This window comes from Streptomyces sp. NPDC036815 (genome assembly GCF_055609205.1).
This window is the reverse complement of record NZ_JBVJPW010000034.1, coordinates 15,397-32,250: the sequence shown is the minus strand read 5'-3', so window position 1 is coordinate 32,250 and position 16,854 is coordinate 15,397. Positions and strand designations below refer to the sequence as shown.

The 16,854-nt window shown below is 72.8% G+C and carries 3 protein-coding genes; all 3 read right to left on the bottom strand.

The genetic code is table 11. The features are described 5' to 3' along the window. Nucleotides 1-9: 9 nt before the first annotated feature. The gene (locus ACZ69I_RS37635; RefSeq protein ID WP_470837011.1) at nucleotides 10-444 is read right to left on the bottom strand and encodes a nuclear transport factor 2 family protein; all 435 of its coding nucleotides are present in this window, start codon (nucleotides 442-444) and stop codon (nucleotides 10-12) included. Then, complete coding sequence (locus tag ACZ69I_RS37630) at nucleotides 441-11,597, bottom strand: type I polyketide synthase (RefSeq protein WP_470837009.1); 11,157 nt, start codon at nucleotides 11,595-11,597, stop codon at nucleotides 441-443. The genes ACZ69I_RS37635 and ACZ69I_RS37630 overlap by 4 nt, the downstream gene beginning before the upstream one ends. An 81-nt stretch (nucleotides 11,598-11,678) precedes the next feature. After that, complete coding sequence (locus tag ACZ69I_RS37625; protein ID WP_470837007.1) at nucleotides 11,679-16,625, bottom strand: type I polyketide synthase; 4,947 nt, start codon at nucleotides 16,623-16,625, stop codon at nucleotides 11,679-11,681. Nucleotides 16,626-16,854 lie beyond the last annotated feature (229 nt).

Genomic DNA, 16,854 nt, shown 5'->3' with positions numbered 1-16,854 from the left:
GCCGGCGGTTCAGCCGAGGACCGTGAGATCGGATGTGCCCCAGTACGACTTCAGATGCCGGACGAGGCCGGACGCGTCCATGCGGATCACGAGCATCGCCGTACGGTGGATGCGCGCCGTCCCCGGGTCGTCGGGGGCCTTGAGCCAGCCCCGCTCCGCGTACAGCGGGCCCATGGGCAGGTAGTCCATGACGGAGGCGACCTGGATCAGCGCGTGCGCGGCGTCCTGCCCGGCGACGGGCTCGGCCGCCTCCTCCCGTAGACGGGCGGAGAGGAGCCGCTCGTAATGGGCGCGCAGCGCGTCGTGCCCGGTGACGGGCGGGTGGCCGACCGGGTCCTCCAGCACGGCGTCGGGCGCGTACAGCTCGACGATCGCGTCCAGGTCCCCGGCGTTGACGCGACGGCTGTGCTCCTGGGCGCGCTTCTTGCGGGCGAACTCGTTCATCGCTGTCCCTCCACTGCCTGTCCGTTGCCGCTGTCCTTGCCGAGGTCCCGGTCGATGAACGCGAAGATCTCGTCGGCCGACGCGTCCTGGATACGGGCGGACACCGCCGCCTCGTCCGCCGTGCCCACCGGCACGTCGAGCCGGGCCAGCGTGGCGCGCAGCCGCCCGGCCAGCTCGGCCCGTGCCGTGCCGTCCTGCGAGGAGACCGACAGCAGGGAGTTCTCCAGGCGCTCGAACTCCGCCAGGACGTCCGCGAGTGGATCCGCCGCACGCGGCGCCAGCTCCTGCCCCAGGTGTGCGGCGAGCTCCGCCGGATCGGGGTGGTCGAAGACGAACGTGGCGGGCAGCTTCAGACCGGTCGCCGCCGAGAGCCGATTGCGCAGCTCGACCGCGGTCAGCGAGTCGAATCCCAGCTCCCGCAGCCCCTGTGTCGCGTTGACGGGCGTGGACGCCTCGTACCCGAGGACCGCCGCGATGTGCGTCCGCACCAGGTCGAGCAGCGCCTCCTCCCGCTCCGCGTCGGACATCCCGCCCAACGCCTTGAGGAGTGCGGACGCCCCCGCCGAACCGGCGGAACCACCGCTCCTGCCCCCGCCGCGCACCAGGTCCCGCAGCAGCGCGGGCGCGGGGTGGCTCTGAGCCTGCCTGCGCATCCGGGACAGGTCGAGGCGGACCGGCGCGAACAGCGGCAGACCGCCGGACCACGCGCTGTCGAGGAGGGCGAGTCCCTCGTCGGCGGCGAGCCCGACCACACCGGCGCGGGCGTGGCGCGCCCGGTCGGCGTCGGTGAGCCGGCCCGACATGCCGCTGTCCAGATCCCAGTAGCCCCACGCCAGGGACATCGCCGCGGCCCCGCCGTCGTGCCGGTGACGGGCGAGCGCGTCGAGGAAGGCGTTGGCGGCCGTGTAGCTGCCCTGGCCGGGACCACCGAGCAGCCCGGCGACCGAGGAGTACAGCACGAACGCCGACAGGTCCGCGTCCCGCGTCAGCTCGTGCAGGTGCCACGCGGCGTCCGCCTTCACCCGCATCACCTCCTCGACCTGCTCCGCCGTGAGGTTCTGCACCACCGCGTCGCTCACGGTGCCCGCGCAGTGGAAGACGGCGGTCAGCGGATGGTCCGCGGGCACCGCGTCCAGGAGGGCGACGGCCGCGTCCCGGTCGCCCGGGTCGCAGGCGGCGAAGGTGACCCGCGCGCCGAGCGCGGAGAGGTCGGCGGCCAGCTCCAGGGCTCCCGGCGCGTCGGCCCCGCGCCTGCTGGACAGGAGCAGCTGCCGGGCGCCGTGGCGGCTCACCAGGTGGCGGGCCGTGAGGGCGCCGAGCGCGCCGGTGCCGCCGGTGATCAGCACCGTGCCTTCGGGGTCGAAGGCGACGGGCAGCGTGAACACGGTCGTGGCCGTCCAGGTTCCCGTCGAGGTTCCTGTCGAGGCCGACGCGTTGTGGGCCACGGGAGCCTGCCGTACGTCCCACACGCTGACGTCCAGCGGTATGAGAACGCCGTCGGAGGTCAACCGGGCCAGGGCGGCGAGGACTTCCCGTACGCGCCCGGGCTCGGGCGGCGCGACGGCCTGCCCTGCGCCCGAGTCGCCCGCCCGGCGGACCACCACGGGCCTCGCGCGGGACCCGGCCGCGTCCTCCCGCCCGATGACGACATCGGGCGTCCTCCCGCCGCCCAGGTCGCTGACCGGCACGACCCCGCCGAGGCCCGCCGCCTCCCCGCACGCCACGAGCCGCAGCAGGGCCCGACCGACGGGACCTGTGCCGTCCTCGACGTGCAGCGACGCACTACCACCCTCATCGCGTGGTGCCACAACATCCGCCAGGACGTGATACGCGGCCGCATAGGCGCCCACGGACCCCGCCGCCTGCGCCCAACTCCACCCGGACGGAACCGGCATGAGCAGACCGGCCTCGGTGACAGCCACCGGCCCCACCACATCGAACAGCCCCATCACCCGGTCGCCCACAGCCACGGGTCCGGCCTCACCGCCGATCTCCGTCACCACACCGGCACCCTCGACCAGATCCGAACCGAGTGAGCCCGCACCCGGTGCGACAGCGGCACGCAGCGCCACCCGCACCTCGTGCGGCTCCAGCGCCCGCCCGGCCTCGGGAGCGTCGACGAGGGCCAACTGCCGCCCTGCGCTTGCCCGTTCGTCCTCCGCGAGACGCCACGTCGGCGAGCCGACTGGCGGAGCGAGCCGCGCCGAGGCGTCGTCGTGCACGAGCCGCGGCACGTACACCTGCCCGTCCCGCAGCGCCAACTCCGGCTCTGTGGAGGCCAGTACGTCCGGAAGCGCCGCGAGGGAAGCCTCCAGGGCATCGACGTCGAGCAGCGTGAGGCGACCGGGGTTCTCCGCCTGCGCGCTGCGCACCAGACCCCACACCGACGCTCCCGGCAGATCGCCCGCGCCCTCGCCCGGCCGCGTGGCGACCGCGCCCCGGGTGACGACGACGAGCCTGCTCGCCGCGAACTCCGGATCGTCGAGCCACTCCTTGAGCAGCGACAGGAGGGACACGGCAGCCGCCCGAGCACCTGCCGCCGCATCGACCCCGACACCTTCACCGGAGGTGCCACACGTGGCGACCACGACGTCCGGCGCCTCACCCGCGGCCGCGACAGCGTCCCGCAGCGCGGCGAACGTGTCCCGCACCGGAGCCCCGGACAGCGCACCGGCCAGCGCCGCACCCAGCGGCTCCCCGGCAGGCGCCACCACAGCGGGACGCACGGCGCCGCCACCCTGGTCACCGGCCCGCGCCGCCGCCGTCGTCCACACCAGCCGGAAGAGCGCGTCACGGTCCGCGGCGCGTGCCACCGCGATCTGGTGGGCGTCAACCGGACGCACCGTGAGCGACTCCAAGGACAGGACCGGTTCTCCACCGACGTCCACGGCGGTCAGCGCCAACTGGTCCTGCGCCGTGCGCGCGATACGGACCCGCAGCCTCTCGGCCCCCGGCGCCCGCACCCGCAGCCCGCTCCAGGAGAACGGCAGCAGCACCTGGTCGGTCTCCGCCGACGACGTGACCGCGTCCAGGATCAGGGCGTGCAGCGTGGCGTCGAGGAGTACCGGGTGCACCTGGTAGCGGTCGGCCCTGCCGCTCTCCGTCTCGGGCAGCGCCACCTCGGCGAAGATGTCGTCGCCGAGCTGCCAGGCACGCTCAAGACCCTGCGAACCCGGACCGAAGTCGTAGCCGTACGAGGCGAGTTCGTCGTACGGGTCGTGCCCGCCGATCGGCGTGGCGCCGGGCGGCGGCCAGGCCCCGCCGGACGAGGCGCTCACGGGGTCGGGCCCCGCCGGAGCGACCGAGCCCGCCGCATGCCGCGTCCACGCGGCCTGCTCGCCTTCTTCCGCGGGCCGCGAGTAGACGGACACGGGACGACGGCCGTCCTCACCCGCCGAGCCGACCGCCACCTGAAGATCGACCGCACCCGTGCCCTCGTCCCCGAAGGCGAGCGGAGTGTGCAGCGTCAGCTCCACCAGCTCCTCGCACCCGGTACGGGCCGCCGCCTGCAACGCGAGCTCCACGAAGGCCGAACCCGGCAGCAGCACGGTGTCCATGACCCGGTGCTCCGCCAGCCACGCCTGGTCCCGCGGCGAGATCCGCCCGGTCAGCAGGTGACTGCTGCCGTCCGCGAGCTCCACGGCGGCCCCGAGCAGCGGATGCCCCGCGGAGGCGAGCCCGAGCCCCGCCGGATCCCCGGCGATCCCCCTGCGGCCCTCCAGCCAGAAGCGCTCCCGCTGGAAGGCGTACGTCGGCAGATCCACCACCCGAGGCCGCGGAACGGCGGGGAACCAGCTCGTCCAGTCGATGTCGGCGCCTGCGGTGAAGGCGTGGGCGGCGGCGCGGGTGAGTTGGGTGGTGTCGCCGTGGTCGCGGCGGAGGGTGGGGATGACGGTGGCGGGGAGGTCGGCCTGCTCGATGGTCTCTTCCAGGCCGAGTTGGAGGACGGGGTGCGGGCTGGCCTCGATGAAGAGGCGGTAGCCGTCCGCCAGCAGGGCTTTGATCGTGTCGGCGAAGCGGACTTGCTGGCGGAGGTTGGTGACCCAGTAGCCGGTGTCCAGGGCGGATGTGTCCGCCAGCCGCTCGGCGGTCACCGTGGAGTAGAAGGCCACGTCGGTGGGGGTGGGCTGGAGGTCGGCGAGACGGTCGGTGAGCAGGTCGTGGAGTTGGTCGATCTGGGGGCCGTGGGAGGCGTAGCCGACGTCGATGACCCGGGCACGCAGGCCACGCGCTTCCGCTTCGGCGACGACGGCGGCGACATGCTCGGGCGGGCCGGAAATGACGGTGGAGGAGGGCCCGTTGACGGCGGCGACACACACCCCCGGCCGCTCCCCGATAAGCTCGGCAGCCTGCTCCGGGCCCGTCCCCAGCGACGCCATGTCACCGTGGCCTTGGAGCTGGCGGAGGGCGTCACTGCGTACGGCCACAATCCGGGCCGCATCCTCCAGCGACAGGGCGCCCGCCACACACGCGGCGGCCATCTCGCCCTGCGAGTGCCCCACCACGGCAGCGGGCGTGATCCCGTAATCCGCCCAGACGGCGGCCAGGGAGACCATGACAGCCCACAGCACCGGCTGCACGACCTCCACCCGGGACAGCTCACTGCCATCCCCGCGCAACACATCGACCAGCGACCAGTCCACATACGCGGACAGCGCCTGCTCACACTCGGCGATCCGATCAGCGAACACCGGCGACTCATCCAGGAGCTGGGCCCCCATCCCCACCCACTGCGAGCCCTGCCCCGGAAACACCAACACCGGCCCGGCACCGGCCGACCCCGCCACCCCGGACACCACATCCGCCGACACCTCACCGGACGCCAGCGACCGCAATCCCCCCAGCAGCGCCTCCCGGTCCCGGCCCACGACCACCGCCCGGTGCTCGAACACCGACCGCGTCGTCACCAGCGACCAGCCCACATCCAGGTGGGATGCCAGTCGCGGGTCGGTCGTCGCGCGTTCGGTCAGCAGGTCGGCCTGTGCGCGCAACGCCTCCTCGCCACGCGCCGACACGACCCACGGCACCACTCCGGTGGGCGCGTCGTCGCTGGGCGCGCTCACGGATTCGGGGACGTCCGGGGCCTGTTCGAGGATCAGGTGCGCGTTCGTGCCCGAGATGCCGAAGGCGGAGACACCGGCGCGGCGTGCGCGTTCGCCGCGTTCCCACGGCACCGGCTCGGTCAGCAGTCGTACGCCGCTGCCCTCCCACTCCACGTGCGGTGTGGGGGCGTCGATGTGCAGGGAGGCGGGGAGCTGTTCGTTCCGCAGCGCCATGACCATCTTGATCACACCGGCGACACCGGCCGACGCCTGGGCGTGGCCGATGTTCGACTTGACCGAGCCGAGCCACAGCGGCCGGTCCTCGGGCCGTTCCTTGCCGTACGTGGCCACGAGCGCGCCGGCCTCGATCGGGTCGCCCAGCGTGGTGCCGGTGCCGTGTGCCTCCACCGCGTCGACGTCCTCGGCGGAGAGGCGGGCGTTGGCGAGGGCCTGGCGGATCACCCGCTGTTGGGCCTGCCCGTTGGGTGCGGTGAGACCGTTGCTCGTACCGTCCTGGTTGATCGCCGAACCCCGGATCACCGCAAGGACGTCGTGGCCGTTGCGCCGGGCCTCGGAGAGCCTTTCGAGGACGATCAGGCCGACCCCTTCGGCCCATCCGGTGCCGTCGGCGGCGGCCGCGAACGGCTTGCACCGCCCGTCCTTCGCGAGGCCCCGCTGCAGCGAGAACTCCACGAACGCGCCCGGTGTGGCCATCACCGTCGCACCGCCCGCGAGGGCGAGCGAGCACTCGCCCTGCCGCAGCGCGTGTGCCGCCTGGTGGATTGCCACCAGGGACGACGAGCAGCCCGTGTCGATGGTCATCGCCGGGCCTTCGAGACCGAGTACGTACGACACCCGGCCGGAGGCGACACAGCCGAGGTTGCCGGTGCCGATGTACCCCTCGACCTCCGTGGGGCGCTCGCCGACGAGTGCCAGATAGTCGAAGATCGTCAGGCCCGTGAACACCCCGGCGTTGCTGCCCTTGAGGGACTCGCGGTCGAGCCCCGCGCGTTCGATGGCTTCCCAGGCGGTCTCCAGGAGCAGGCGCTGCTGCGGGTCCATCGCGACGGCCTCGCGCGGACTGATGCCGAAGAAGCCTGCGTCGAAGTCGGCCGCGTCGTAGAGGAATCCGCCCTCGCGCACATAGCTGGTGCCCCGGCTCTCCGGGTCCGGGTCGTACAGCTTCTCCAGGTCCCAGCCCCGGTCGTCGGGGAAGTCGCCCATGGCGTCCTTGCCCGCGGTGACGAGATCCCACAGCTGCTCGGGGGAGCGCACGTCCCCCGGGTAGCGGCAGGCCATGCCGACGATCGCGATCGGCTCGTCGTCGGCGGCGGCCGTGGCCGTCCGTGCCGCGTCGGCGGTCGCGGTGTCGCCGGACAGTTCGGCGAGCAGGACGTCGGCGAGGGAGTCGGGCGTGGGATGGTCGAAGACGACGGTGGTCGCCAGCGTCAGGCCGGTGCTCTTGTTGAGCCTGTTGCGCAGTTCCACGGCGGTCAGCGAGTCGAAGCCGAGCTCCTGGAAGGGCTTCGTCGCGGGCACGGCGTCGACGTCGGAGTGCCCCAGTGTGGCGGCGGCCTGGGAGCGTACGTGCTGGAGCAGCAACTGGCGCTGCTGCGCGGGCTTCGCCTCGGTCAGCTCCTGCTGCAGTGACGATGCCCCTGCGGCGTCGCCCTCCTGCGCCGCCGGGGCGCTCGCCCGTCGGTTCTCGGGCAGGTCGGCGAGGAGCGGGCTCGGCCGCTGCGCGGTGAACGTCGATGTGAACTGTGCCCAGTCGAAGTTCGCCACCGTCAGCGTCGTCTCGCCCGCGTCGAGGGCCTGGTGCAGCGCCTTGACGCACAGCTCCGGGCTCAGCGGGTGCAGCCCGAACCGGCTGAAGAACGTCAACGCGGCCTGGTCGGACGCCATTCCGGCTTCGGCCCAGGGGCCCCAGGCGATGGAGGTGGCGGGGAGTTTTCGCGAACGGCGGTGTTCGGCGAGGGCGTCGAGGAAGTGGTTGGCGGCGCCGTAGGCGCCTTGCTGGCCGCTGCCCCACACGCCGGCACCGGAGGAGAACATCACGAAGGCGTTGAGGTCCAGCCCTCGCGTCAGCTCGTGCAGATGCAGCGCGGCGAGCGCCTTGGGCCGCAGCACCTCGTCCAGCTCCGCGCCCGACACCTCGCCGAGGCCGATGTAGTTGGGCACGCCCGCCGCGTGGATCACCGCGGTGAGCGGATGTTCGGCCTGGACGCCGTCGACGAGGGCGCGTACCTGTTCGCGGTCGCCGACGTCGCAGGCGGTGACGGTGACGGTTGCGCCCAACTCTTGCAGTTCGGTGGCCAGTTCCTGGGCGCCGGGTGCGTCGGGTCCGCGACGGCTGGTCAGCAGGAGGTGCGGGGCGCCCTCGCGGGCGAGCCAGCGGGCGAGGACGGCGCCGATGCCGCCGGTGCCGCCCGTGATGAGCGTGGTGCCCTCGGGCCGCCACCGTACGCCGCTGTTCTGCGGGTGAGCCGGTGCGTGGGCGAGGCGTCGGGCGTGGCGGCCGCCCGCCCTCACGGCGATCTGATCCTCGTCGTGAGGGGCCAGCGCGGCGGCGAGCCGGGTGAGAGTCCGGTGGTCGACGCGCTCCGGCAGGTCCACGAGCCCGGCCCACAGCCGCGGGTACTCCAGTGCGGCGACGCGGCCAAGACCCCAGACCTGAGCCTGTACGGGGTGCGTGAGAGCGTCGGTGGCGCCCGTGGAGACGGCACCCTGGGTGAGGGTGCGTACGGCGGTGTCGGCACCGATGTCGGCGAGCGCCTGGACGAGCGCGGTCGTCGCGGCGAGCCCGGCGGGTACGGCAGGGAACTCGGGACGCGGCTCCTCGTCCAGGGCCAGCAGATTGACGATCCCGGCGAAGGCGACACTGTCGGTCGGCCCCGTCGACCCCGTCAGCGAGGCGAGCTCCTCGGCCAGTCCCGCACGCTCCACGGTGCGCGCGTCCACCACGTGACGCCGCACCTCACCACCGTGCGCGGCCACCGTCTGTGCCGCCGCCAGGACTGCCGGGTGGTCGACGTGCGCGGCGGGCACAAGGAGCAGCCACACGCCGCCGAGTTCCGGCGGCCCGGTGTCCGGCTGGTGCTTCCACGTGACGTGGTAGCGCCAGGAGTCGATGGTGGTCTGCTGCCGGTGCCTGCGCCGCCAGGCCGAGAGGACGGGCAGCGCGGGCTCCAGCGCCCCGAGGGTCTGCGCCTGCCCCGCGATGTCCAGGCTGCCGGCGAGGGCGTCGATGTCCAGGTCCTCGATCGCCTGCCACACCTCGGCCTCGACCGGATCATGACCGGCCCCGGTGGGCGCGCCCGCCGCGGGTGGCTCCACCCAGTAGTGACGACGCTGGAAGGCATACGTGGGGAGGCCGACCGTACGAGGGCGGGGTTCGGCCGGGAACCAGCGCCGCCAGTCGACGTCCGCGCCCGCGGTGAACGCCTGCGCGGCGGCGTGCGTGAGCTGGGCACGGCCGCCCTGGTCGCGGCGGAGGGTCGGGATGGTGCGGGCGTCGACACCCGCTTCTTCGAGGGTTTCCTGGATGCCGAGGTTGAGGACGGGGTGGGGGCTGGCTTCGATGAAGAGGCGGTATCCGTCGGCGAGCAGGGCCTGGATGGTGTCGGCGAAGCGGACGGGTTGGCGGAGGTTGGTGACCCAGTAGTCCGTGTCGAGGCGGGTCGTGTCGTCGAGGTGTTCGGCGGTGACCGTGGAGTAGAAGGCGACGTCGTCTGTGGGGGTGGGCTGGAGGTCGGCGAGGCGGTCGGTGAGCAGGTCGTGGAGTTGGTCGATTTGCGGGCCGTGGGAGGCGTAGCCGACGTCGATGACCCGGGCACGCAGGCCACGCGCCTCGGCTTCGGCGACGACGGCGGCGACATGCTCGGGCGGGCCGGAAATGACGGTGGAGGAGGGCCCGTTGACGGCGGCGACACACACCCCCGGCCGCTCCCCGATGAGCTCGGCGGCCTGCTCGGCACCGGTGCTCAGTGAGGCCATGTCGCCGTGGCCCTGGAGCTGGCGGAGGGCGTCACTGCGTACGGCGACAATCCGCGCCGCATCCTCCAGCGACAGGGCGCCCGCCACACATGCGGCGGCCATCTCCCCTTGTGAGTGCCCCACCACGGCAGCGGGCGTGATCCCGTAGTCCGCCCACACCGCGGCCAGCGAGACCATGACGGCCCACAGCACCGGCTGCACGACTTCCACCCGGGACAGCTCGCTCCCGTCCCCGCGCAGTACGTCGACCAGCGACCAGTCCACGTACGCGGACAGGGCCTGCTCACACTCGGCGATACGGTCAGCGAAGACCGGCGACTCATCGAGGAGTTGGGCACCCATGCCCGCCCACTGCGAGCCCTGCCCCGGAAACACCAACACCGGCCCGGCACCGGCCGACCCCGCCACCCCGGACACCACATCCGCCGACACCTCACCCGCCGCCAGCGCGCCCAGCGCAGCGGCGGCCTGCGCGGGGTCCTGGCCCACGATCACGGCCCGGTGCTCGAACAGGGGCCGCGTCGTGGCCAGCGACCAGCCGACCTCCAGGGGCGGGGCATCCGTCTCCTGTGCGGCGAACACGCCGAGGCGACGCGCCTGTTCACGCAGTGCGTCGCCGGTGTGTCCGGAGACCACCCACGGCACCACCGCACCCGGTGATGCGGCAGCGAGGGAAGCGGGTGCCTCCTGAGAGGCCTCCTCCGGTGTGGGCTCCGCGGTCTCCGCTGCCTCCGGGGTCTCCGGGGCCTCCTCCAGAATCAGATGTGCGTTGGTGCCCGAGATCCCGAACGCCGAGATACCCGCCCGCCGCGTACGTTCCGCCGACCAGGCGACCGGCTCGGAGAGCAGCCGTACGCTGCCCTGCTCCCACTGGACGTGCGGTGAGGGCGCGTCGATGTGGAGGGAGGCGGGCAACAGGTCGTTCTGGAGGGCCATCACCATCTTGATGACGCCCGCCACACCTGCGGCGGCCTGCGTGTGACCGATGTTCGACTTGATCGAGCCGAGCCACAGGGGCCGCTCCTCGGCCCGCCCCTGGCCGTACGTGGCGAGCAGGGCCTGAGCCTCGATGGGGTCGCCGAGCGTGGTGCCCGTGCCGTGCGCCTCCACGGCGTCGATGTCCTCGGGGGACAGCCGGGCGTTGGCGAGGGCGGCGCGGATGACGCGTTCCTGCGAGGGTCCGTTGGGGGCGGCGAGGCCGTTGCTCGTACCGTCCTGGTTGACGGCCGAGCCCCGGACGACGGCGAGGACCTTGTGGCCGCGGCGTCGCGCGTCGGAGAGCAGTTCGAGCGCCACGACGCCCGCGCCCTCGCCCCAGCCGGTCCCGTCGGCGGCGGCCGCGAAGGGCTTGCACCGCCCGTCGGGTGCCAGGCCGCGCTGCCGCGAGAACTCGGTGAACGAACCCGGCGTGGCCATGACGGTCGAGCCACCGGCCAGCGCGAGGGAGCACTCGCCCTGGCGCAGCGCCTGGCTCGCCAGGTGGATCGCGACGAGGGACGACGAGCACGCCGTGTCGACGGTCACCGCGGGTCCTTCGAGCCCCAGCGTGTAGGAGATGCGCCCGGACACCACACTGCCGAGGTTGCCGGTGCCGATGTACCCCTCGACCTCACTCGCTGTCTGGCTGATCAGCGTCAGGTAGTCGTGGGCGCTGACTCCGGTGAAGACGCCGGTGTCGCTGCCCTTCAGTGCCTGCGGGTTCAGGCCCGCGTGCTCGATCGCCTCCCAGGCGGTCTCCAGGAGCAGGCGCTGCTGCGGGTCCATCGCGACGGCCTCGCGCGGGCTGATGCCGAAGAACTCGGCGTCGAAGTCGCCCGCGTCATACAGGAAGGCGCCGTCCCGTACGTAGCTGGTGCCCGGGTGTTCCGGGTCCGGGTGGTAGAGGGACTCCAGGTCCCAGCCCCGGTCGTCGGGGAACGCCGCGACCGCGTCGCCGCCGTCGTGCACCAGTCGCCACAGATCCTCGGCGGACCGTGTGCCGCCGGGGTAGCGGCAGGCCATGCCCACGATCGCGACCGGCTCTGCCGACTCCTTGTCGCGGAGCTTCTGGCGGGCCTCGCGCAGCTCCGCGGTGACCCACTTGAGGTGATCGAGAAGCTTCTCCTCGTTCGACATCTGACCCAGGCTCCTTGGCGCTACGTGGTGACGGGGACGTATGAGTGAGGGGTGGGGCGGGAACGTGCGGGCGGGCGGGGGTCAGGACTTGCCGAACTCGCTGGAGATGAGGTCGAAGATGTCGTCCGCGCTCGCCGTCTCCAGGTCGGCATGGGCGGAATCGGTCCCCTCGGGGCCCTCCTGCGCCGGACTCCACTTCGATACGAGGACCTGAAGGCGGCCGACGACGCGCCGGCGGGCGGCCTCGTCCACCTCGGCCGTGCCGTACGTCGCGTCCCACTTGTCGAGCGCCGCGAGCACGTTGGACTCACCGCTGGTCTCGCCGTCGCCGCCGAGCCGGTCGCGCAGATGTGTGGCGAGGGCTTCGGACGTGGGATGGTCGAAGATCACGGTGGCGGGCAGCGAGAGCCCGGTCGTGGCGTTGAGCTGATTGCGCAGCTGGACCGCGGTGAGCGAGTCGAAACCAAGCTCCTGGAACGGCTTGGCGGCGGGGATGTCCTCCGTGGTGCGGCCGAGCGTCGCCGCCGCGTGCGCCCGGACGTGCTGGACCAGGAAGCCGTGCCGCTGGGAGGCGGGAGTCTTCGCGAGCTCCGTGCGGAAGGCGCTGCTCTCCGCGGCGGACCCGGGCTGCTCGGCCTCCCGGCGGTTCTCCGGGATGTCGTCGAGAAAGGGACTGGGCCGCTGCGTCGTGAACGTCGGCGTGAACCGCGCCCAGTCGAAGTTCGCCACCGTCAGCGTGGCGTCGCCCGCCTCGACCGCCTGATGCAGTGCCTTGACGCACAGATCGGGGCTGATCGGATGCAGACCGAAGCGTTTGAAGTACGTCAGTGACTCCTGGTCCGCGGACATTCCGGCTTCGGCCCAGGGGCCCCAGGCGATGGAGGTGGCGGGGAGCTTCCGGGAGCGGCGGTGTTCGGCGAGGGCGTCGAGGAAGTGGTTGGCGGCGCCGTAAGCGCCTTGCTGGCCGCTGCCCCACACACCGGCCCCGGAGGAGAACATCACGAAGGCCGAGAGGTCCAGCTCCCGCGTCGCCTCGTGCAGCGTCCAGGCCGCGGCGGCCTTCGACCCGAGCACCTCGCCCAGCCGCGCCGACGTCAGATCGCCGATTGACGTCAGATCGGTGATTCCCGCCGCGTGGATCACAGCGGTGAGGGGGTGCTCGGCGGGCACGTCGGCGACCAGGCGGCGGAGCTGGTCGGCGTCGCTGACGTCGCAGGCGGTGATGGTGACCTCGGTGCCCAACTGGGTCAGTTCCTCGGTGAGTTCCCGGGCGCCGGGCGCGTCGGGGCCTCGGCGGCTGGTGAGGTGCAGGTGCGGGGCGCCCTCGCGAGCGAGCCAGCGGGCGAGGACGGCGCCGATGCCGCCGGTGCCGCCCGTGATGAGGGTGGTGCCCTCGGGCCGCCAGACGGGGGCAGAGCCGTGGATGTCGGGGGTGGTGGGGGCGTGTGTGAGGCGCCGGGTGTGGGTTCCGGTGGGGCGGACGGCGGTCTGGTCCTCTTCCTGGGGGAGGAGGGCGGCGGCGATACGGGGGAGGGTGTGGCGGTCGACGCGGGCGGGGAGGTCGACGAGCCCGGCCCAGAGGCGGGGGTGTTCGAGGGCGGCGACGCGCCCGAGTCCCCAGACCTGGGCCTGCAGAGGGTGGGTGAGGGGGTCGGTGGCGCTCGTGGAGACGGCACCCTGCGTGACCGTGTGCAGGGGTGCGCGTGTGCCGTTGTCGCTGAGGGCCTGGATCAGGGCGGTCGTCGCGGCGAGCCCGGCGGGTACGGCCGGGTGCCTGGGGTGGGGTGTCTCGTCCAGCGCGAGCAGGTTCACGATCCCGGCGAGACCGGCGGTGTCCACGGCGGCCAGATCCTCACGACGGGCCCGGCCGGGCTCGACCGGATGCAGCCGGACGGCGCCCGCGCCGTGCGCGGTCAACGCCTCGGCCGTAGCCCGTACGGCAGGGTGCTCGCACCGGTCGGCGGGTACGAACAACAGCCAGTCCCCGCCGCCAAAGTGCGGGGTGACTCCGTCGGCCTGGTGCTTCCACGTGACGCGGTAGCGCCAGGAGTCGATGGTCGCCTGCTCCCGATGCCGCCGACGCCAGCCCCGAAGCACCGGCAGCGCGGGCTCCAACGCCCGGACCGCTGCCTCGCTGCCCTCCTCCGAACCCAGCGTCTCGGCCAGAAGCCCGAGGTCGAGCCCCTCGACGGCCTGCCACAACTGCGCCTCTGCCGCGCCCTGTTCACCACTCAGGCTCGTGGCTTTCGCGGTCCGTTCGAGCCAGTAGTGCTGCCGTTGGAAGGCGTAGGTGGGGAGGTCGACGGTACGGGGTGTGGGGTCGGCGGGGAACCAGCGGCGCCAGTCGATGTCGGCGCCTGCGGTGAAGGCGTGGGCGGCGGCGCGGGTGAGTTGGGTGGTGTCGCCGTGGTCGCGGCGGAGGGTGGGGATGACGGTGGCGGGGAGGTCGGCCTGCTCGATGGTCTCTTCCAGGCCGAGTTGGAGGACGGGGTGCGGGCTGGCCTCGATGAAGAGGCGGTAGCCGTCCGCCAGCAACGCTTTGATCGTGTCGGCGAAGCGGACTTGCTGGCGGAGGTTGGTGACCCAGTAGCCGGTGTCCAGGGCGGATGTGTCCGCCAGCCGCTCGGCGGTCACCGTGGAGTAGAAGGCCACGTCGGTGGGGGTGGGCTGGAGGTCGGCGAGACGGTCGGTGAGCAGGTCGTGGAGTTCGTCGATCTGCGGGCCGTGGGAGGCGTAGCCGACGTCGATGACCCGGGCACGGAGGCCACGGGTTTCGGCTTCGGCGACGACGGCGGCGACATGCTCGGGCGGGCCGGAAATGACGGTGGAGGAGGGCCCGTTGACGGCGGCGACACACACCCCCGGCCGCTCCCCGATGAGCTCGGCAGCCTGCTCCGGGCCCGTCCCCAGTGACGCCATGTCGCCGTGGCCCTGGAGTTGGCGGAGGGCGTCACTGCGTACGGCGACGATCCGGGCCGCATCCTCCAGCGACAAAGCACCCGCGACACACGCGGCGGCCATCTCGCCCTGCGAGTGCCCCACCACAGCAGCGGGCCTCATCCCGTAATCCGCCCACACCGCGGCCAGCGACACCATGACGGCCCACAGCACCGGCTGCACGACCTCCACCCGGGACAGCTCACTGCCGTCCCCGCGCAGCACATCCCTCAGCGACCAGTCCACGTACGCGGACAGCGCCTGCTCACACTCGGCGATCCGATCAGCGAACACCGGGGACTCATCCAGGAGTTGGGCCCCCATCCCCACCCACTGCGAGCCCTGCCCCGGAAACACCAACACCGGCCCGGAACCGGCCGACCCCGCCACCCCGGACACCACATCCGCCGAAGCCTCACCCGCCGCCAGCGCGCCGAGACCGGCTGTCAGAGTTTCGCGGTCATGGCCCACCACGACGGCCCGGTACTCGAACACCGACCGTGTCGTCACCAGCGACCACCCCACCTCGGCAGGCCGCACCCCCGCATCCCCGGCAACGAACTCCCCCAGCCGCCGCGCCTGTCCACGCAACGCCTCACCACCCCGCCCCGAAACCACCCACGGCACCACCCCACCCCGCGACGCACCAGGGGACACCCCCGCCTCCGCCGAGACCTCCCCCGGCGCCTCCCCGGACACCTCCTCCGGCGCCTCCTCCAGAATCAAATGCGCATTCGTCCCCGAGAAGCCGAACGACGACACCCCCGCCCGGCGCGGACGATCGCCACGGGGCCACTTCACCGGCTCGGTGAGCAGGCGCAGCCCGCTGCCGTCCCACTCCACGTGGGGGGAGGGGGCGTCGACGTGCACGATGGCGGGGAGCAGGTCGTTCCGCAGGGCCAGGACCATCTTGATGACACCGGCCACGCCCGCGGCGATCTGCGTGTGGCCAATGTTGGACTTCACCGCGCCCACCCACAGCGGGCGGTCCTGCGGACGTTCGTTCCCATAGGCGGAGATGAGGGCGCCCGCCTCGATGGGGTCGCCCAAGGTCGTGCCCGTGCCGTGCGCCTCGACCGCGTCGATGTCGTCGGCGGAGAGGCGGGCGTTGGCGAGGGCGGCGCGGATGACGCGTTCCTGGGCGGGGCCGTTGGGGGCGGTCAGGCCGTTGCTCGCGCCGTCCTGGTTGACGGCCGAGCCACGGATCACGGCGAGGACCTTGTGGCCGTTGCGGCGTGCGTCGGAGAGGCGCTCAAGGAGGACCACGCCGGTGCCTTCGGCCATGCCCATGCCGTCGCTGCCCGCAGCGAACGGCTTGCACCGGCCGTCGGGAGCCAGGCCGCGGAGCTCGCTGAAACCGATCAGTGGGGCGGGCGACGACATCACGTACGTACCGCCCGCCAGGGCCAGCGAACACTCCTGGGCGTGCAGGGCCCGGGCCGCGAGGTGGAGGGAGACGAGCGAGGAGGAGCAGGCGGTGTCGACCGTCACCGCCTGGGCTTCGAGTCCCAGGGTGTAGGCGACGCGGCCCGAGGTGACGCTGCCGGAGTTGCCGATGGTGAAGTACCCGGCGGTGCCCTCGGGAACCTCGGAGGCGCCCAGGGCGTAGTCGAGGCCGTCGCAGCCGATGAAGGTGCCGGTGGCGCTGGAGCGGAGGCTGAGCGGGTCGATGCCGGCGCGTTCGATGGCCTCCCACGCCGTCTCCAGGGCGAGCCGCTGCTGGGGGGCCATGGCCAGCGCCTCGCTCGGTCCGATGCCGAAGAAGGTGGAGTCGAAGTCGCCCGCGTCGTAGACGAATCCGCCCTCGCGGACGTAGCTGGTGCCGGTGCTCTCCGGGTCCGGGTCGTACAGGGCGTCGAGGTCCCAGTTGCGGTTGCCGGGCAGTGGTGCGACGGCGTCGCCGCCCGCGGAGATCAGCTCCCAGAACTCTTCGGGGGAGCGGACCCCGCCTGGGAGGCGGCAGGCCATGCCGATGACCGCGATCGGCTCGTGGCCCGCGGACTCGACGTCCTGGAGCCGGCGTTCCGTCTGTCGCAGGTCCGCAGTGACCCGCTTCAGGTAGTCAAGAAGCTTCTCTTCGTTGTGCGCCATCCCGGGACAACCGCTCCTCTCCGCGAGCACGGCCAGGGCCCCTGACCCGACGGCCGGACAGCCGCGGGATCGGCGTGAGCATCGGGCAGGCGGAGCCCCGCCGGTCCGCAGACTCGTCGACGGCGCTAAAGCCCTTCTAATACTCGGCTGTGTGCGTCGAGTACTCGGCTGCGTACGCCGGAATCTCCGGACCCGGGACCGCGGGACCCGGGACCGCGGGACCACCGGC